The organism is Rhodococcus sp. HM1, assembly GCF_023218075.1.
In the GTDB taxonomy this organism is placed as follows: Bacteria; Actinomycetota; Actinomycetes; order Mycobacteriales; family Mycobacteriaceae; genus Rhodococcus.
Genome location: NZ_JALPTB010000001.1, coordinates 42,097 through 60,161, shown reverse-complemented (window position 1 = coordinate 60,161; position 18,065 = coordinate 42,097). Strand labels below are relative to the sequence as shown.

The 18,065-nt window shown below is 67.1% G+C and carries 15 protein-coding genes; 6 read left to right on the top strand and 9 right to left on the bottom strand.

All coding sequences use genetic code 11. The features are described 5' to 3' along the window. Positions 1–118 precede the first annotated feature (118 nt). From M1M07_RS00275 to M1M07_RS00250, 6 genes are all read left to right on the top strand, one after another. Positions 119–934: an enoyl-CoA hydratase-related protein gene (locus M1M07_RS00275; protein WP_248672916.1), complete on the top strand. Its 816-nt coding sequence runs from the start codon at positions 119–121 to the stop codon at positions 932–934. Further along, positions 931–2,088 (top strand): acyl-CoA dehydrogenase family protein, encoded by a 1,158-nt coding sequence (locus M1M07_RS00270; RefSeq protein ID WP_248672915.1) that lies wholly within the window; start codon positions 931–933, stop codon positions 2,086–2,088. Before M1M07_RS00275 ends, M1M07_RS00270 begins: the two co-directional genes overlap by 4 nt. Then, positions 2,085–3,185 carry an acyl-CoA dehydrogenase family protein gene (locus tag M1M07_RS00265; RefSeq protein ID WP_248672914.1) on the top strand — a complete coding sequence of 367 codons (1,101 nt, stop codon included), beginning with the start codon at positions 2,085–2,087 and terminating at the stop codon, positions 3,183–3,185. The genes M1M07_RS00270 and M1M07_RS00265 overlap by 4 nt, the downstream gene beginning before the upstream one ends. After that, positions 3,182–4,471 carry a CoA transferase gene (locus M1M07_RS00260; RefSeq protein ID WP_248672913.1) on the top strand — a complete coding sequence of 430 codons (1,290 nt, stop codon included), beginning with the start codon at positions 3,182–3,184 and terminating at the stop codon, positions 4,469–4,471. The genes M1M07_RS00265 and M1M07_RS00260 overlap by 4 nt, the downstream gene beginning before the upstream one ends. A gap of 120 nt (positions 4,472–4,591) precedes the next feature. Then, on the top strand, positions 4,592–5,221 hold the full coding sequence (locus tag M1M07_RS00255) for a GntR family transcriptional regulator (RefSeq protein WP_308200753.1): 630 nt from the start codon (positions 4,592–4,594) through the stop codon (positions 5,219–5,221). A 132-nt stretch (positions 5,222–5,353) separates the two neighbouring features. Next, positions 5,354–6,253: an alpha/beta hydrolase gene (locus M1M07_RS00250; protein ID WP_248673010.1), complete on the top strand. Its 900-nt coding sequence runs from the start codon at positions 5,354–5,356 to the stop codon at positions 6,251–6,253. A 94-nt stretch (positions 6,254–6,347) separates the two neighbouring features. On the opposite strand, the gene M1M07_RS00245 is transcribed toward M1M07_RS00250, so the two are convergent. The 9 genes from M1M07_RS00245 to M1M07_RS00205 all read right to left on the bottom strand — a co-directional run bounded on the left by M1M07_RS00245 (position 6,348) and on the right by M1M07_RS00205 (position 18,024). After that, positions 6,348–7,631, bottom strand: coding sequence for an NAD(P)/FAD-dependent oxidoreductase (locus M1M07_RS00245; protein WP_248672912.1), 1,284 nt, complete (start codon positions 7,629–7,631; stop codon positions 6,348–6,350). After that, the gene (locus tag M1M07_RS00240) at positions 7,618–7,938 is read right to left on the bottom strand and encodes a 2Fe-2S iron-sulfur cluster-binding protein (RefSeq protein WP_248672911.1); all 321 of its coding nucleotides are present in this window, start codon (positions 7,936–7,938) and stop codon (positions 7,618–7,620) included. The genes M1M07_RS00245 and M1M07_RS00240 overlap by 14 nt, the downstream gene beginning before the upstream one ends. A 10-nt stretch (positions 7,939–7,948) precedes the next feature. Further along, entirely contained in the window at positions 7,949–9,196 is a 1,248-nt protein-coding gene (locus tag M1M07_RS32960; protein ID WP_248672910.1) for a cytochrome P450, read from the bottom strand. 42 nt (positions 9,197–9,238) lie between these two features. Further along, complete coding sequence (locus tag M1M07_RS00230; protein ID WP_248672909.1) at positions 9,239–10,147, bottom strand: SDR family NAD(P)-dependent oxidoreductase; 909 nt, start codon at positions 10,145–10,147, stop codon at positions 9,239–9,241. A gap of 34 nt (positions 10,148–10,181) precedes the next feature. After that, positions 10,182–11,129 (bottom strand): SMP-30/gluconolactonase/LRE family protein, encoded by a 948-nt coding sequence (locus tag M1M07_RS00225; RefSeq protein WP_248672908.1) that lies wholly within the window; start codon positions 11,127–11,129, stop codon positions 10,182–10,184. Positions 11,130–11,341: 212 nt separating this feature from the next. Next, positions 11,342–12,076, bottom strand: coding sequence for an ABC transporter ATP-binding protein (locus tag M1M07_RS00220; RefSeq protein WP_248672907.1), 735 nt, complete (start codon positions 12,074–12,076; stop codon positions 11,342–11,344). Continuing rightward, positions 12,073–14,862 (bottom strand): branched-chain amino acid ABC transporter permease/ATP-binding protein, encoded by a 2,790-nt coding sequence (locus M1M07_RS00215; RefSeq protein WP_248672906.1) that lies wholly within the window; start codon positions 14,860–14,862, stop codon positions 12,073–12,075. Before M1M07_RS00215 ends, M1M07_RS00220 begins: the two co-directional genes overlap by 4 nt. Before the next feature lie 28 nt (positions 14,863–14,890). Then, positions 14,891–16,132: an ABC transporter substrate-binding protein gene (locus tag M1M07_RS00210; RefSeq protein ID WP_248672905.1), complete on the bottom strand. Its 1,242-nt coding sequence runs from the start codon at positions 16,130–16,132 to the stop codon at positions 14,891–14,893. 425 nt (positions 16,133–16,557) lie between these two features. Next, the gene (locus tag M1M07_RS00205; RefSeq protein WP_248672904.1) at positions 16,558–18,024 is read right to left on the bottom strand and encodes an FAD-dependent oxidoreductase; all 1,467 of its coding nucleotides are present in this window, start codon (positions 18,022–18,024) and stop codon (positions 16,558–16,560) included. Between the last annotated feature and the right edge of the window lie 41 nt (positions 18,025–18,065).

Sequence of the window (18,065 nt, the reverse complement as noted above, 5' to 3'; positions counted from 1 at the left end):
CTCCTTCCCGACGCCGCCTGCGCGGCGACTTGTGGTGCAGCCAGTGCACAGCAGCCCGGCAGTTTTTGTCAATCAAAATTGGATCCAAAAAGTGGATCCAATCTGCTACCGTCGCCGCATGACCCAGACCTCTCCCGATGCGGACCTGGGTGCAGGCCCGACGGAACCGCCCGTTCTCACTTCTTTCGCAGACGGCGTCGCCCGCCTCACCCTCAACAATCCACGTCGCAAGAACGCGATCACCCTCGAGATGGCCGCAGAGATCGTCGCCTTCTGCGACCGCGTCGAATCCGACCCGACGATCGGCGTCGCCGTGATCGAGGCCAACGGCAGCTACTTCTGCAGCGGCGCCGACACCCGCGACCTCGCGTCGTCGTCCTCCGATCCTGCTGCCCCCGAGTCGGTTCGCCGCACTTCCGCCGTCTACGGCGCATTCGTGCGCGTCGGTTCGCTTCCTGTGCCGACCATCGCGGTCGTGGTCGGCGGCGCAGTCGGTGCCGGACTGAATCTCGCGATGGCCGCCGACATCATGGTGGTCACCCCGGACACCCTGCTCGACAGCGGCTTCTCCGCCCGCGGGATCCACCCCGGTGGCGGGCACATCTCCCTGCTCGGGCGGGCCCTCGGCTGGTCGGGAGCCATCGCTCTTGCCGCCTGCGGCCGAACGTTGACGGGGACCGAAGCCGTCGCCCGGGGTTTGGCCTACACCGCGGTCGCGGTCGAGGACATTCCCCGAACGGTCGACGAGCTGGTGAGAACAGCCGCTGCTGATCCCGAATTGACCCGCCGCATCATGACCAGCGCACGTCTGGAACTCGGTCCCCCGGCCGTCGGCTGGGCGTCTGCACTCGAAATCGAGCGCGGCGTGCAGATGTGGTCGATGTCGCGGAAAGGCAACGCCGCGTGGTCGTCCCGAGGACCGAATCGCTCATGACCGCTGTGCGTACCGAACATCCCGCTCCCACGGATACCCGACTCGAGGACCTGCGCGCCGACGTGCGCGGCTTCCTCGCCGACGAACTCGACCGCGGCAGTTACGTTCCGGACGTCGACAGCTGGATGACCGGGTTCGACCCCGGTTTCAGCGGCCGCGTGGCCGAGCGAGGCTGGCTCGGCCTGACGGTGCCCACCCGATACGGTGGACGCGGACGCAGCCCCCTCGAACGCTTCGTCGTCAACGAGGAGATGCTCGCTCACGGTGCCCCGGTCGCGGCGCACTGGATCGCCGACCGGCAGATGGCCCCGAGCATCCTCGCGAACGGTTCCGAGGAACAGAAGCAGCGCTATCTTCCCGGAATCTCCGCCGGCACGACCTTCTTCGCGATCGGGATGAGCGAACCGGACGCGGGCTCGGACCTGGCAGCGGTCCGCACGCGCGCTGTCGACAACGGTGATTCGTGGACGATCAGCGGAACCAAGGTGTGGACCACCGGCGCGCATCTCGCGCACGCGATGGTGGTGCTCGCCCGCACCGACGGACAACCCGCCGACCGGCAGAACGGCTTGTCCCAGTTCATCGTCGATCTCCCCCATCCCGACATCGAGATCCGTCCGCTGCGTAGCATCGACGGGCAGCAGCATTTCAACGAGGTCGTCTTCCACGACGCGCGCGTGCCCGCGTCCGCACTGCTCGGGGTCCGTGGCAGCGGCTGGACCCAGGTGATGAGCGAGCTCGCGTTCGAACGCTCGGGACCCGAGCGCTACCTCAGCACGATGCCGCTCCTACGCGCATGGTCCGCGCACCTCGCCGAGGCCGGCGCGACGCCCGGCCAGAGGGAGACCCTGGGCATACTGACGGCGCGTGCTTGGGCCCTGCGGCGAATGTCGCTGCGAGTCGCCGCCGAACTCACCGCGGGACGCAAGCCCGACGTACTCGCAGCGATGGTCAAGGACCTCGGCTCGACGTTCGAAGGCGACCTCGTCGAGGCCGTGCGATCGTCCGGCCGTGTCGGAGCACGCCGCGGCAGTGCAGATCCACTCGCCCGCATGCTGGCCCAAAGTGTCCTGCACACACCGGTGTTCACCCTTCGAGGTGGCACCAACGAGATCCTGCGCGGGATCGTCGCCCGCGGTCTGGGGGTTCGATGAGCGAGTTCACCGCCGAGCTGATCTCGGCCACCACGTCGATGATCGATCGCATCGGCGTCGATCTGCAGACCCCCGCTCGGGGCATGGACAGCGCGATCTGGGCACAGCTCGGTGCCGCCGGCTTCACCACCGTCGGTATCCCCGAAACCGCGGGCGGCGACGGGGCGACACTCGCCGACGTGCTCGCGATCGTGGCGGTCGCAGCGCGACGCGGCGCGCTGACCCCGTTGATCGAACACACGGTCCTGGCCCACTGGCTCGCCGCATCGGCGGGTCACACACCGACCGCGGCAACCGCGTCTGCCGCAGTGGGACATTCGTGCTCGGTCCGTTCCCTCGACGGCGCCACCGTTCTGAACGGCACGGTCACCGACGTCGCCTACGCCGGGGACGCGGACACGCTCGTCGTGCTGCTCCCGCCCGAACCCGGCGCCGAAGGATCGGCCGTCGCGATAGTGGCGATGTCCGGACCCGGCGTCACCGTCACAGCCGAAGTGGATCCGATCGGCGTCTCGATCGGGGACGTCACCTTCGAGGACACGCCCGTCCTGTTCCACGGTGCTGCCCCGGTCTCGCTCGACGAGTTCGTCCGGCGGGGCGCGCTCGCCTATGCGGCCGCCACGGCCGCGGCGGCCGCCGCCGTACACGACCACACGCTGCGCTATGCCTCCGAACGCATCCAGTTCGGGAGGCCCCTCGCAAAGTTCCAGGCGGTTCAGCAACGACTGGCACAGCTCGCTGCTCTGACCACCATGATGGAGATCGCGGTGGACACGGCGACCGCGGCCGACGACACCCCCGAGGACCCGTACGTGGCGACGGCCGCCGCGAAGGTGGTGACGGCGATGTCCGCCCAGCCTGTCGCTTCCGCGGGCCACCAGATCCACGGCGCCATCGGAACCACGTCCGAACACCCGCTCGGCCGGTTCACCACGTCTCTGTGGAGCTGGCGCGACCGCCACGGCTCGGAAGGGTTCTGGGCCGATGCCCTGGCGCGCCGCATCCTCGACGACGGCGCGGACGTCTGGGATGTCGTCGTCGGAACCCGATCGGCGCACGACGAGTCACCGACGACCACGAACAGGAGCCGGCAGTGAGCATTTCCCCACCGGCGGGCGGAACCGCACAACCGACCGCTGCTGACAGCCCCGTCATCGACGGCCGCGCTGCATGGCGTGCAGCGGAGCAGAACACGGGGATCGGCGTCCTGGCCGGTCTGCGGGTTCTCGACCTCAGCCGGGTCCTGGCCGGCCCGTACACAGCCCAGACACTGGCCGACCACGGCGCGGAAGTCATCAAGGTGGAAGCACCCACCGGCGACGAAACACGGGGCTGGGGACCACCTTTCGACGAGGGCGGACAGAGCAGCGCGTACTACGCCGGGCTCAACCACAGCAAGGAGAACATCTGCCTCGACCTGCGCACCACCGCCGGTCGCGACGTGCTGCGCCACCTGCTGGACGGTGCCGACGTGGTGATCGAGAACTTCAAGGCCGGCACCATGGCCCGGTGGGGCTTCGACTACGAGACCGTGCTGACCGAGACCAACCCGCGACTGGTGTACTGCCGGATCACCGGGTTCGGCGTCGACGGGCCGATGGCAGGTCTGCCCGGATACGACGCGGTGCTGCAGTCCTTCGGCGGGTTGATGAGCGTCAACGGCTACCCGGACGGTAACCCGCTGCGTGTCGGCGTCCCCGTCGTCGACATCGTCGCCTCGCACATGGCCGTCAGCGGCATCCTGCTCGCCCTGACCGAACGCGAACGCAGCGGCCGCGGACAACTCGTCGACATCACGCTTCTCGACTCGGTGATCTCTCTCCTGCACCCGCACGCCTCCAACTGGGTCTCCAGCGGGAAGGTGCCGCAGCGCACGGGCGACTATCACCCCACGGTCGTGCCGTACCAGGTGTTCGCGGCCCGCGACGGCGACTTCTTCGTCAGCGCCGCCAACGACCGGCAGTTCCGCTCGTTGGTCGCGGTGCTCGGCGTCCCGGAACTCGCCGACGACCCGCGCTTCCTCTCCAACGGCGCACGTTCCCGGCATCGCGACGAACTCTCCGCCCTGCTCGCCGAACGGATCGTCCGGTGGAACCGCGACGACCTCGCTGCCGAACTCGAACGTGCCGGTGTCGCCGCCAGCCCGGTCAACACGGTGGACCAGGCGCTCACCGCCCCGCAAACCGTTCACCGCGGATTGTTCCTCGACACGGTCGACTATCGTGGCCTGGGCGTACCGATCAAACTCGGCCGCAGCTCGACGCGAACCCCGCGCCGAGCCGTACCGCGCGGAGCCGACACCGAGGCGATCCTCGGTGCGATGGGGTACGGCGTGGACGACGTCGACGCCCTGAGAAGCGACGGTGCGCTCGACAGGGCATGACCGACAGCCACCGGTCCGACAGTGGCGCGAGGAGGGACCGAGGTGAGCCGACACGCTACAGCGGCCGATGGGGATGCCACCGGCTCGCGCGGAGGCGCGTCCGTTCGCGGCGCCGACTGGGTGGCCACCGAGATCGAACGCATGATCATCACCGGCGACCTGCTCCCCGGTCAGCCCATCCGGCAGGAAATGATGGCCGAACGGCTCGGTGTCAGTCGCCTCCCGATCCGGGAGGGACTGCGCGAACTCGCCTCGCAGGGCCTCGTCGAGCACCGCAGGAACGTCGGCTATGCCGTCGTGAGACTCGAGCAGTCGGAGTTCGACCAGATCTACCTGATGCGGCACGCCCTGGAGCGCGAGGTGCTGGCTTCCCTCCCCGCCTTCGACGACTCGGCACTCGCCGAGGTCCGTGGCCTCGGCGACCGCGTCGCCGCCGCGGCGGACCGCAACGACCTCCTGGAAATGCGACTGGCGAACCAGGATTTCCACTTCGCAATGTTCGACCGATCACCGTTGGGTCTGGTGGTGACCGAGATCCGCAGACTGTGGCGCCTGGCCATGCCGTATCACGCGGCCTACCTCTTCGACGCCGAAGTGCGCCGACGGGTCGTGACCGAACACGAAGCCATGATCGACGCGCTCGCCGACCACGACAACGAGCGCCTGATCGCACTGATGAACGAGCACCGACGTGGCGGAGAGGCCGGCACCGGGATGTTGTTGCGCAACACGACCCGCACCGAGTCCTGATACGACCCCGTCACGTTCCCCCACCCGGGCCGAGGTCCGGCCGACCGAGGAGAACCCGACTTGCCTGCCACCGAACCCGACGTCCGGCACGAATCCGTCTGGGACGACGATGTGGAGGTGATCGTGCAGCGCATGGCCGCCTCCGGCGCACGGCCCATGCGAGAGATCGGAGTCGAGGGTGCGAGACGCAACCTCGAGTCGATCGTCCGTCCCGCAGGTCCGGAAATGCGCTCGATCGCCGACACGGGATTCGAAGGCCCCCACGGGACGGTGGCGGTCCGCGTCTACCGTCCCGTGGTCGCGCCCGCAGCCGACGCACCCGCGCTGCTGTGGTTCCACGGCGGTGGCATGATCATGGGCTCGCTGGATTCCTTCGACCGCCTGGCCCGGGACGTCGCGGAAGCCACCGGCGCGGTGATCGCCAACGTCGACTACAGGCTTGCCCCCGAATACACGTACCCCGTCGCCCACGACGAGGCGTACGCGGCGCTGTGTTGGTTCCATGAACAGGCGTCCGTCCTCGGGGTCGACGCCGGCCGCATCGGCGTCGGCGGGGACAGCGCCGGAGGTGGCCTGGCCGCGGCGACAGCACTGCGCGCGCGCAACGAAGACGGGCCGGCGATCGCCCAGCAGGTCATGTTCTACCCGGGTCTGGAGCGCCGCTGCGACCGGCCGTCCATGCGGGAATTCGGAGACAGCCCGTTCCTGACTGCGGCGGACATCGATTGGATGAAGGACCTCTATCTCGGCGACGATCCGGCCACCGACGACGAGTACGGGACACCCGCACTCGCTTCGTCGCTGGCCGGGCTACCGCCGGCGATCATCGCGGTCGGACACGCCGACCCACTGCGCGACGGCGTCGAAGACTACGGAAACCGCCTCCGCGACGCCGGTGTGCCGACGGCGCAGCTGCGGTATCCCGGCGTGGGGCACGGTTTCGCGATGCAGACCGCGACGGTCGCGCGGGCGCGGGCGGCCATGGCCGAGGTGGGCGCCCTGGTGGCTGCACGATTCGCGGTCCACCGCTGAGGGTCGACGCAAACGGATGAGGCGGTGCGACCCGGTTGCGGGTCGCACCGCCTCATCTTTTGCCCCCCTCCCCCGATTGCGCGGTGTCACCTGCCTAGCCGAGAGCCGCAAGCAGCTTCTTCAGGGCAACACCGTTGTCCGCGAGTTCGTCCCGTGAGGGGCGGACCCCCCGCGCGAGTGCCGACCGCACCGCCACGAAATCTGCTGGTGCATTGACACATTCCGCGGCGATCAGCGCGTCCTCCGCGAAATACAGTGTGACGCGTCGCTGGGGTTTGCCGATGTCGCTGCGGATCACGACGTCGGCGTTCTCGTCGACGAGCCCGACGATCTGGAGCTTCCACGATCCCTGATCGGACCAGAACCACGGTGCCGGCCGCTGGGGAACGTCGTCGCCGAGTATCGTCGCCGCGGCCGCATTCGCCTGCTCGATCGCGTTGTCGACCGATTCGAGCCTGACCCTGCCACCGCTGCGGGACACCTGGACCGTGCAGTCACCGATCGCGAGCGTGCGACCGTCCGATGCCAGACACCGTTCGTCAACGATGACACCGCGGTCGCACTCGAGCCCCAATTGTTCCGCCAGCTCGGTACGCGGCTCCGCCCCGACACCGACCAGCACGGTCGCAGCAGGAATTTCACGACCGTCGGCGAGCCGCACACCCCGGATGCGGTCGCCGGCGACGACGATCTCCGTCGGTTCCGCAGCGAGGACGATGTCGACACCCATCTCCGCGTGAGCGGCGAGCAGGAACTCGGCTGTCCCCGAACCGACTGCCCGCCCCATCGGGCGAGGTCCGGCCTCGACCACGGTGACCTCCGCGCCGAGGCCGCGGAGGGTCGCCGCGACCTCGAGACCGATGAAGCCTCCGCCGATCACCACGACCGGTCCACAGCCGATCCGCTCCGCCAGCCGCCGAGCGTCGTCGAGCTCGCGAAGGACCAATACGTCACGGTGGTCGGAACCGGGTATCTCCAACCGGCGCGCGCGGGCGCCGGTGGCGAGGACCAGACGGTCGAAGCTGCGTGTCTCCCGGGACCCGTCGGCGCGGCGCAATTGCAGGGTCACGCCGTCGCCGTCCCGATCCGCCCTCTCCGCAACGGTGCCAGACAGGAGCTCGATCCCGTTGTCCGCGTAGTGGTTCTCGGCCCGTAGCACCAGCGAGGTGGCCGATCCGTCGCCCTTCAGCCACGCCTTCGACAACGGTGGCCGTTGATACGGCAGGTGAGGCTCGCCGCCGATCAGGGTCAGCGGGCCCGTGTAACCGCCGGCGCGCAACCGGTCGGCGAGGTGCACAGCCGCGTGCGAGGCGCCGACGACCGCCACGCCGAGTGGCGGGTCGCCGGTGCCCCGACCGTTGTCGTCACGCCTGCTCATCGGGCACCGTCACGTGGACGTCGACACCCTCGCGGAGGATCAGCTGACACGACAACCGCGAGGTGTCCTCGCGATCGCTCGCCGTGCAGTCCAGCATGTCGTCCTCGTCCTCCGTCGGAGGATCGAAGTACTTCAGGTCGTCCTCGGCGAGGTAGACGTGGCAGGTCGCGCACGAGAGCGTGCCACCGCACTGACCCACGATGCCCGTCACACCGTTGGTCACAGCCGTCGACATGACGGAATCACCTGCAGCTGCGTCGATCACACGCTCCGAGCCGTCGGGTTGGGTATAGAAGACCTTCGGCATGTCGAGGTCCCTACCACGACACCGGAACGTCGACGACCGGCTCGGTGAGGTTGTTCTTGTCCACCTTCGGCTCGCCGACCAAGGCGAGGCCCGGCAGTCGCTTGAACAGCTCCGTGATGGCCACCTGCATCTCCATCCGTGCGAGCGGCGCACCCAGGCAGTGGTGGAGCCCGTAGCTCAGGGTCAGGTGCGGATTTCCCTCGCGTCGCACGTCGAACTTCTCACCGTCCGTGACCGCGACCCCGTCGTGGTTCGCCGACGCCGGGTCCACCAGCACGGCCTCACCCGCGGCGATGACGTGCCCGTCGATCTCGACGTCCTCGGTGGCGACGAACGGGACCAGACCGCCGCCTCCGGTGACGGTGTCACCGAACGCCATTCGCCCGTGCCGCAGGATCTCCTCGACCGCGGTCGGGGCGACGCCTTCGACGTCCTCGAGCAGGATCTTCAGCTGTTCCGGGTTCTTCAGCAACGAGAGCACACCGAAGCAGATGAAGTTCGCCGTGTTGTCGAAGCCGCCGATGATCAACACCAGGGCGATCGGCAGAATCTCGGCGTCGGTGAGGGTGTCGTCCTTGTGCTGGGCGTTCGTCAGGTCGCTGAGCAGATCCTCCCGGGGATTCTTCCGCCGCTCGTCGATCAGGGCCATCATGTAACCGACGAGTTCGGTCATGTTGGCGACGACCTCCTCCTCGGGCATGTTCGCCACCGCGAGGGTCGCCGAGCTCCACTTCTGGAACTTCGGACGGTCCTCCGGCGGCACCCCGAGAAGGTTGGCCAGCATCTGGATCGGCAGAGCCACAGCGTAGTCGTGCACCAGGTTCGCCGGGGACCCCTTGGCGACCATCTCGTCGATCAGGTGGTTCGCGAACTCCACTGCCGATTCCCGCATGGCGCGTACGCGTTTCGGCGAGATGGACTTCTGGACGAGCTTGCGCAGCTTCGTGTGCTGCGGCGGATCCTCGAATTGCAGTGTGGTCTTCAGGAACTCGGGAAACTCGACGAAGTAGGGCACTACCCGCTCGCCGGTGCGGAACGGTTCGCGTACGAAGCGGGGATCGCCGAGCATCTGTCGCGCGGCAGCGTTTCGGTGGATGACCCAGACGTCACCGCCGAACGGCATCGTCATCTTGGTCATCGGCCGATCGGCGGCGATGGCGGCGTACCTTCGCGATGCTTCGTTCACACTCACCGGACCGAAGGGGTAGGCCGTATCCTCGGTCTCGGTGGTGGTCGTGGGGGCTTCGGTAGAGCTCACTGTGCTTCTCCTGGGGCTGAGCCGATGTCGTGGAAGTTCCGGTCAGGACGTCGCCGGAACCTGTGCCGGCGCCACGATCTGGGGGATGGCATCGGGGGTGATCGCCATGATGTCGTCGAACCGCTCGGCGACGGTCTCGATCGTCAGAGCGGGATCGTGGATCCCCACGGTGTTGAGGATGGCGAGGCGGTTGACGATACCGCCGGCGACGTTGAAGACCTCACCGGAAACGGTGCACGTCGGATGCACGAGGTACGCAGCGACGGGGGCGACGTGCTCGGGCCGCAGCTGGGTACGCATGTACTCCATCACCTCGGGGGACAGGGTGTCCGCGGCCGCCTCTGCCATACGGGTGCCCGCACCCGGGGCGATGGCGTTGACCTTCACGCCCGACTTCAGGCCTTCCAGCGCCAGATTGCGGGTCAGACCGAACAGTGCGCCCTTCGACCCTCCGTAGTGCGACATGTCCGGATTACCCAGCATCGCTTGGGAAATGGTGTTCACCACCCGCCCGGCCGGCGACTTCAGCAGGTGCGGCCAGGCGGCCCGGCAGACGCGGAGTGCACCGAAGTAGTGCACGTCCAGATGTCGCTGGTACTCCTCGTACGGAACCTCGTCGAACGGCGCGGTGCGCACGATGCCCGCGTTGTTGATCACAGCATCGAGCTGCCCGAACGCAGACAGTGCGGTGTCGACGAGTTCGACGGCACCGTCCTCGGTGGAGATGTCGGCCGAGCAGGCGACGGCTTTGCCGCCGGCAGCGGTGATCGCGTCCACGACCTCGCGGGCAGGATCGTCGCCGTCGACTCCGGAACCGTCGATGGCAGACCCGAGGTCGCCGACCACGACCGCGGCACCACGTGACGCGAGCAGTTCGGCGTGTGCCCGGCCTATTCCGCGGCCCGCGCCGGTGACGACGACCACGCGGTCGGTGAAATCCAGTGCTGTCATGAATGTTCCTCGAATCGTGTCGTGCCGGTGGGTGTCAGGGGCGGGTGTCGCCGCCGTGGGACGAAACGTCGGCAACCCAGATGGTGCCCAGCGCCTCGCGTGCAGACTTGTCGAAATCGAAAACCTCGACACCGACGGTCATGTAGAGGGTCGTGCGGTCGGGACCGCCGAGCAGGCAGGCCGAGGCGACGCCGTTCTCGAGCGGCACGGGAATGGCATCCGTCATCCCCTCCTCGGTGAAACGAGCCACGTAACCGCTGCCGGGCATCGCCGCCCACACGCCGCCCTCCTCGTCGAGCCCGATGCCGTCCGGCAGGAACGGGCAGGATGCGAACAGCCGCGGATTCGACAGCGATCCGTCGGCGGCACGATCGATCACGGTGAGCTTCTGTGCCATCACCTCGGCCGTGTAGACCTTCGTGCCGTCCGAGCTGATTGCGATCCCGTTGGCGCACAGCAGCGGTCCGACTTCATCGGCGGTGTGCGCGGAACCGTCGGGTTCGACGACGATGATCGGAGAGGGCACCGGCTCCTCGCCGGCGAACAGGTCGAATCCGAGCTGCGTCACGTATGCGCGTCCCTCGGCGTCGACGACCATGTCGTTGATCGCCGCCTGCGAGAAGGCGGACAGGTCGGCGAGGACTTCGAGGTCGTCGGGTCCGTTCCCGCCGTGGACGAGGACGAGCTTTTCGTGCATCGAGGTGACGATCAGCCGGCCGTCCGGGAGCCAACCGAATCCGCCCAGGACGATTGGCACCTCGGTTCCGGCGCGGCGACCGGTCGCATCCACGACCACCGCCACATTGCCCTCGGCATCAACGGTTTTCAGGGTCGCGGTGTACATGTCGGAGAACCAGAGGATGCCGTCGTGCCAGCGCGGGCACTCCGGCCATGAGAAGCCGCCCGCGATCTTGCGGGGTTCGATGACACGCGCACCAGCCGCGGCGACGGCGGCGGCGGTATCGGCAACTACGTCGGTCATGTCGGGCCTTCCGGTAAGGGCGTGCGGGCGCAGGGTCCACGAGCAGTAACGCCGGCCCGATGAATACGGGCCCGGACCGTGAACTGCGTCACATCAACTTTCATCACGGACGATAGGGTCTGGAAATGTGCGGCGGATGAGGGTCTCCCGCTGAATGGTCACCATCCTCGATACCGACTCCGGGTCGAGGCCGAACCACGGGATCGGTGTTTTCAGATCCCGGCGTGCGGGCGGGACGACGACCCGAGATAGGCACGTTCGATCCGGTCGGGTTCGGTTCGGAGCACCTCCGCCGAATCGGTCAGTGCCACGGTGCCGTGCACCAGCACAGCGGCACGGTCGGCGACACCGAGAGCAAGGTGGACGTGCTGCTCGACGAGTACCACCGACATCCCCTCCTCGGTGGCCAGCCTGCGAAGCACCACCAGGATTTCGTCGACGACGACGGGCGCCAACCCCATGCTCAGCTCGTCGATGAGCAGCACCTTCGGACGCTGCAGGATCGCGCGTCCGATTGCGAGCATCTGCTGCTCGCCGCCCGACAGCCGGCCGGCAGCGACTCCGAGCCGCTTCTCCAGGGCCGGGAAGTACTCGAGCACCTCGTCGAGTGCTCGGCGTCGACGTCGCCGATCGCGGACCGCCAGACGCAGGTTGTCGGTTGTCGTCAATCCCCGGAACAGCGCACGGTCGTCGGAGACCAGAACCAGCCCCGACAACACCGCCTCGCGTGGGCGACCGCCGCCGACGGTCAGGTCGTCGACGACGACCTCGCCATCGAATCGGGGCAACAGACCGGCCAGGGACAGCAACAGCGTGGTCTTGCCTGCGCCGTTCGGGCCGAGCAGGCTCAGGATCTGCCCACGATCCACCTCCAGGCTCACGTCCCGGACGCAGGGACGGCCGGAAACGTAACCGGTCGACAGATTCCTGATCGTCAATCCGTTCACGAGTTCGCCTCCTGCGTTTCGTCGATGCGTGCGACAGCGAGCTCGGGGACAGCTTCGAGAGCGGGATCCACGTCGCGGACAGGGGCGCCGAGGTATGCGCTGATCACGCGCTCGTCGGACCGGACCTCGTCCGGTGGCCCACATGCCACGACCCTCCCCAGGTCGAGGACGACGACGCGGTCACAGATGGTGAGCACCAATTCCATGTCGTGTTCGACGAGCAGGATCGACGTTCCGGCACTGCGGGCATCGACAAGCCGTTCACCGAGCCGACGGCTCTCCGCGCCGTCGAGCCCCGCTGCCGGTTCGTCGAGCAACGCGATCTTCGGCGACGAGACGAGGACACGCGCGACCGAGACGAGCTGACGCTGTCCCTGAGAGAGGGTCGATACCTCGGCGTCTGCGACGTCTCCGAGTCCGACCGTGTCCAGGACTGCCCGTACTCGGTCCGCTGTATCGTGCTCGGATCCCGATCTGGCCGCGCCCACCGTCACGTTCTCGGCGACGGACAGGTCGTCGTACAGTTCCACGTCCTGGAAACTGCGGCCGAGTCCCAGCCTGCTGCGCCGATGCGGCCGCAGGCCCCCGATGTCCGTGCCGTCCAAGACGACCGTGCCGCTCGCAGGCGCGAAACCGGTGATCGCGTCGACGACGGTGGTTTTCCCCGCGCCGTTCGGACCTATGAGACCGACGATCTCCCCTGCACGAACGTCGAAGGTCACATCCGATGCCGCTTGCACCGCCCCGTAGTGCACGCTCAGACCCTGTACCGAGAGAATCGGTTCGCCCACGACGGGCGAGGACGACCGCACCGCTGCGGTGGCTGTTCCCTCTACGGCGACCGGGCCCGAGGACGACTTCCTCAGGGTGGGCAGCGGGAGCCGGGGCAATTTGCCTGCGATCCCGTCCGGATTGAACATGATGGTGACGATGAGCAGGATGCCGCTGATCACCGCGTAGTACTCGCCGAGGTTCAGGAACCGGTCGACGAAAAGGTACAGAACGCCGCCCGGCGCAATGAGTCCGGCGAGGACGGCACCGGTGACGGAGGTGATCCCCGCGATGTACATGACGGCGAACAAGGTGATACCGAGGAAGACGGTGAACGGTTCCGGTGTCGCCAACGTCTGCTGGTACGCCATGAGGGAACCGGCGAGGCCGGCGAGGAACGCACCGATCGCGAAGGCCGCCAGTTTGGTGCGCGGAACGTTGATCCCCGACGCCGCCGCGGAACGCTCGTTCGCCCGGACCGCCAGCATGTCGGTCCCGAGCCTGCTGCGCCGAACCCACGCGACGCCGAGGGCGGCCGCAACGAGCACGGACAGGCACATCAGACCGAATGCGAGACGCGGATAGTCTTCTCCCGCACCGATTCCGAGGTCGAATCCGAACAATCGGGGGGTGTCGACCGGAGCACCCGCGACACCGCCGTTGAGTTGCGGGTTCCGGAACCAGAATGCTTCGAGGAACACTGCCAGCGCCAGGGTGACGACGGTCAGCGGCAGTCCCCGCACCCGCAGGGCCGGCAGACCGATCACAATGCCGATCACCGTCGCGAACAGTGCGCCGATCAGCGGCGCGAAGGGGAACGGTATTCCGAGGTGGGTGTTCAGAACACTGATCGAGTAGGCGCCGACGCCCGCGAGTGTCAATTGCGCCAGGGAAACCTGTCCCGTGTACCCGGTGACGACGACCTGGGACAGAGCGATCACCGCGAAGATGATGCTGCTGACGATCGCGGCGCGATAGCTGCCGCCGGTGACCAGCATCGCGACCACAGCGACCGCGACGGCCGGAATCGCCGGCGCGAGAATCCGATCGGGGCGTGGGGCGTGGCCGAGTCGCTGCCGGACGACGCTGCCGCGGTCGGGTAGGGGCCGCCCCTTGACGACCAGGAACACGAGAATCAACAGCAGCGGGATGGCCTCGGCCATACCCGCATGCGGAAACCAGTCGAAGGTGACCTGCAGGTTCGTCATTTCCGCCTGCAACGAGCCGATCGCGATGCCCGCTGCGACGGTCAGCCAGATCGAGCTGAAGTTCCCGACGAGCGTCGCCGCGAGTGCGGGGACGATGAACATCGAGTAGGCAACGGGATTCAGTGCAACGATCGGAGCTATGAGAATTCCGCCGAGGCCGGCGACGACCGACGACAGCGCCCAGTTGCTGAACGCGATCCGATCCGGCGACAACCCCGTCAGGTAGGCACCCTTCTCCGACTCGGCCGCCGCCTCCGTCGCGATTCCGAAGCGGGTGAAGCGGAACACCAGCGCAGCCAGAACCGCGATCGCGACGACTGCGACGGCAAGCCAGATCCGGTCCGTCGGAGCTTGACGAGAACCGATCGTAATGCTGTCGAGCGCGAATATCGGTTCGACGGCAACGATCTCGGTGCCCACCCGAAGCGCGATCACAGCCTGGAGCACGATCATCAGTCCGATGGATGCCACCGCTTTGGCGATCACCGGTGCCGTGCGCATCGGCCGGAAGATCAATGCGTAGAACAGAACCCCCAGCAGAGCCGCGACTGCCAACGACACGGCCATGGCCGGTGCCACCCCGAGCGGTCGACCGAGGTCGATCGTTCGGGGCAGCCCCGGGATCGGGACCATCAGCTCACCCGTGCGCAGCAGCGCGTACGTATAGGCGGTGTAGAGGGCCACGGCTCCGGTGGCGAAGTTGACGACGCCGGAACTCTTGAACGTCATCACGAGTGCCAGTCCGATTGCGGCGTACACGGCTCCGTTGCCGAGACCCAGCACGAGATAGGCGAGATGGTCGGTCATGAAATTTCCTTCTGGGGATACGGATCCGTCAGCCGGTGACCGTGAGGTTCACGGGGATGCCCTGATCGTTGATCTCACCGATCAGCATCTGTCCGGAGCAGATCGACGGCATCATCGGGAACGCAGTTCCGTTGCACGTGAAGGTGATTCCGCCACCGGCAGGCATCTCGACGTTCGCAGCGGTACGCAGAGCCTCCTGGATCGACGCAGCGTTCACCTCACCCGAGATGCTGGATGCTGCGCCGGCGAGGGCCATCACCGTCTGGTAGCCGGTCGAGCCGTAGCCGGTCGGCGACAGGTCGGGAGCGTACTCGGCGAAGATCGACCGGAACAGCACCGTATCGGGCCGGTCGGACAGCGCATCCGTGGCGGTGATGCCGATGTTGCCTTCGACCGTGTCGATACCGATCGCCTTGACGACATTTTCGTCGAGGCAGGTCGGGATCAGCACCTTCTTCACCGTCGGCGCGGTCGTCTGAACTGCCTTGAGCACCGAGGTACAGGTGGCTGCATCGCCGATGAAGCTCACGCCGTCGGGGTTGCTCGTCAGTCCGGCCGCGACGACAGGCGTGGGATCCGGTGTACCGAGCGGTACCGGTACCACCTCGAGTTCGACCCCGAACCCCTGGAAGATCGGCTTGCCCATCTGGTCGATCATGCCTGCGATGCCACCGCCGTCACTGGCGAACATCGTGAACTTCGACATGCCCTCCTGCTGCGCCGCGGTCGCGGCCGCCGTCAACGTTCCGGGCAGACCTGCGGACAGTGCCGCGACCTCCGGCGACATAAGTTCGACGGCCGAGACGCCGTTGAGAGTCACGTACGGGATCCCCGCACCGATGACGATCGGAACGATCGCCGGCCCCTGGGAGGTTCCGGGAGAAAGGACCGCGGCAACCTTCTGCTCGACGAACTGGTTCGCGCAAGCGGTCGCCGACGTCGGCTCTTCCTGCTGCTTGCACACCACGAGCTCGATCGGACGACCCGCGAGCCCACCGCCGTTGTTGTTGAGATATTCGACCGCGGCCTCCGCACCTTCGCGCATCTCCGGCAGCGACACCGCCGCACCACCCTCGGTGGAGACGAACCCGATCTTCACCGGCTCTCCGGTCGCCGGATTGCTCGGCAGCGCGGACGTCGAACCGGCCGCTGCGCTCCCTCCGTCCGATTCGTCGCCGGCACATGCAGCAGTGCCCAGCATTCCGGCAAGCAGTAGAGCACTCGCACCGGCAACGGTCCGCAACCGCCGATTCCGACCGCGTGGATTCATAATGTGACTCCTTCACCGAGGATGACTATGGAGGCGAGCGTGGTACCGGGCATATCGAGTGCTGAAAGTGAGGTACATCACGTCGCATCCGGGTGCTGAATTATGTGAGTGCGAAGCTCTCCGGCGGAGGGGGGTCTCCCATTGAACGGGATACTCGATCAGAGGGGACCGAGAGCTTCGCCGATGACCGAGAGAGATAGGCACACCGCGATATTCGCGGACACCCCGGAGGGCACCCTTTCGAGACCCCAGCACCATCGCACCACGAAAGATGTTTCCTTATAAAGAATCTCGCGGTGACCATCGCTGTCATCACCGGGAGTGTGCGAAATCCACTGCCGTGGACAGCACCGAATCGCGGAGCCTCACAACGACGTACGTTGCAGAACTCCGCGATTCGGTGGAGTCGCGTTGGATCGGCTCTCCTATCTCCGTGCAGCGCTCATCCCGGCGCGACGCCCGAAGAAGCTACCGTCACCCAGACTGGCGCCACTGGCGTAACCACCGGCACATACGCCGGCGGTGCATCGTCCGGCGGCGAAGAGCCCGGGAATGGGCTCCCCCGAAACATGGAGTACTTCCGAGTCGACACCGGTCTTCAAACCTCCCAAGGGAAATCCCGACGTCATTCCACGCAGATCGAATGCCGCAATCGGCGTTCGGATGGGCCGTACCCACTTCGCATCCTTGGAGAACAACGGATCGGACCCGTCCGCCGCATGGGCGTTGTAGACGTTCACTGTCGAGGTCAAGGCACCAGCCGGCAGTCCCATTTCCTCCTCGAGCTCATCGGCGGATTCGCATACCCAGGTCGGTTCCGGCCGCCTCGCAGTACCTGTTGCGTCCGGCCCCAGCACTTCGTCGTACGCCTGCTGATCGATGATCAGGAAGGCCTCGTTGTTCTGATGGAACAGCATCGCCTGCCCGATCCTGCCCGGGTAGGTGTCCTCCGCGATGAATCTCTGCCCGTGTGCGTTGACGAGGATCCCCCGGACCATCAACTGCGGTGCGGCGTGAACAGCAACCTCCGCAGCGTCCATGTGTGCCGTGGCGGCGCCCAATGCCTGCCCTATCCGGATGGCCCGACCGTCGTGGGCCTCGATCGCAGAGCCCGGCCGCCCCACGAGGACAGGTGCGTGATCGCGCACCATCGCCTCGTCGAAAGCGAAACTTCCCATGGCCAGGACGACGCCGCGACGGGCACGAACGGTGATCGTCCGGCCGTACCGTCGCGCGACCACACCTGTGACCGCCCCACCCTCGTCCACGACCACGGTCTGGACCCGGACGTCGTATTCGGCTTTCACACCCAGCTTCTCGGCCGTCTCGACCAGCGGCTTCATCAGCATGTACCCACCGCCACGTTCCCCGGTCTTCTTGTTGTCCATCCGGGGAAGATGCCCGCGCGGTGCCGGAGGAATCAGGTCCCTGAACGGTGCCGCGTTCTCTCCCCCGGAGTACATCAGCCCTTCGTCGTGCGCAGGCTCCCATCCGGGCTCGCCCCAGAACTCCTCCTTGAACGGAACGCCCGCGTCGACCAGCCAGTTGTAGTGTTCGACGCTGCCTTCGCAGTAGGCATCGATCTTCTCGTCATCGGTGGCCGGACCGAGTGCGGCCTTCATGAACGCCTTCATGTTCTCGACCGTGTCGTCGAACCCGCACGCCTTCTGAAGCGGTGTCCCACCACCGAGATAGATGAATCCGCCTGCCATCGAGGCGGCACCGCCCCAGCCTCCCGACCGTTCGAGCACGAGCACCTCGGCTCCCGCACGGGCGGCCTCGATCGCGGCTGCGGCACCCGCGATTCCGTATCCTGCGACGACGACGTCGGCCTCGAGATCCCACTCTGCGATCTCGGATTCGAGGACGGGACGAACCGTTTCGGCAAGCATCTGAATCTCCTCGGGTCTCGCGGACACTGCGGCCGCACGGT

Bases quoted from the DNA above. Each gene is read 5' to 3' on its own strand.
- M1M07_RS00275 (WP_248672916.1), top strand. From the start codon at position 119: ATGACCCAGACCTCTCCCGATGCGGACCTGGGTGCAGGCCCGACGGAA.
- M1M07_RS00270 (WP_248672915.1), top strand. From the start codon at position 931: ATGACCGCTGTGCGTACCGAACATCCCGCTCCCACGGATACCCGACTC.
- M1M07_RS00265 (WP_248672914.1), top strand. From the start codon at position 2,085: ATGAGCGAGTTCACCGCCGAGCTGATCTCGGCCACCACGTCGATGATC.
- M1M07_RS00250 (WP_248673010.1), top strand. From the start codon at position 5,354: ATGGCCGCCTCCGGCGCACGGCCCATGCGAGAGATCGGAGTCGAGGGT.
- M1M07_RS00245 (WP_248672912.1), bottom strand. From the start codon at position 7,631: ATGAGCAGGCGTGACGACAACGGTCGGGGCACCGGCGACCCGCCACTC.
- M1M07_RS00240 (WP_248672911.1), bottom strand. From the start codon at position 7,938: ATGCCGAAGGTCTTCTATACCCAACCCGACGGCTCGGAGCGTGTGATC.
- M1M07_RS00230 (WP_248672909.1), bottom strand. From the start codon at position 10,147: ATGACAGCACTGGATTTCACCGACCGCGTGGTCGTCGTCACCGGCGCG.
- M1M07_RS00225 (WP_248672908.1), bottom strand. From the start codon at position 11,129: ATGACCGACGTAGTTGCCGATACCGCCGCCGCCGTCGCCGCGGCTGGT.
- M1M07_RS00215 (WP_248672906.1), bottom strand. From the start codon at position 14,862: ATGACCGACCATCTCGCCTATCTCGTGCTGGGTCTCGGCAACGGAGCC.
- M1M07_RS00210 (WP_248672905.1), bottom strand. From the start codon at position 16,132: ATGAATCCACGCGGTCGGAATCGGCGGTTGCGGACCGTTGCCGGTGCG.
- M1M07_RS00205 (WP_248672904.1), bottom strand. From the start codon at position 18,024: ATGCTTGCCGAAACGGTTCGTCCCGTCCTCGAATCCGAGATCGCAGAG.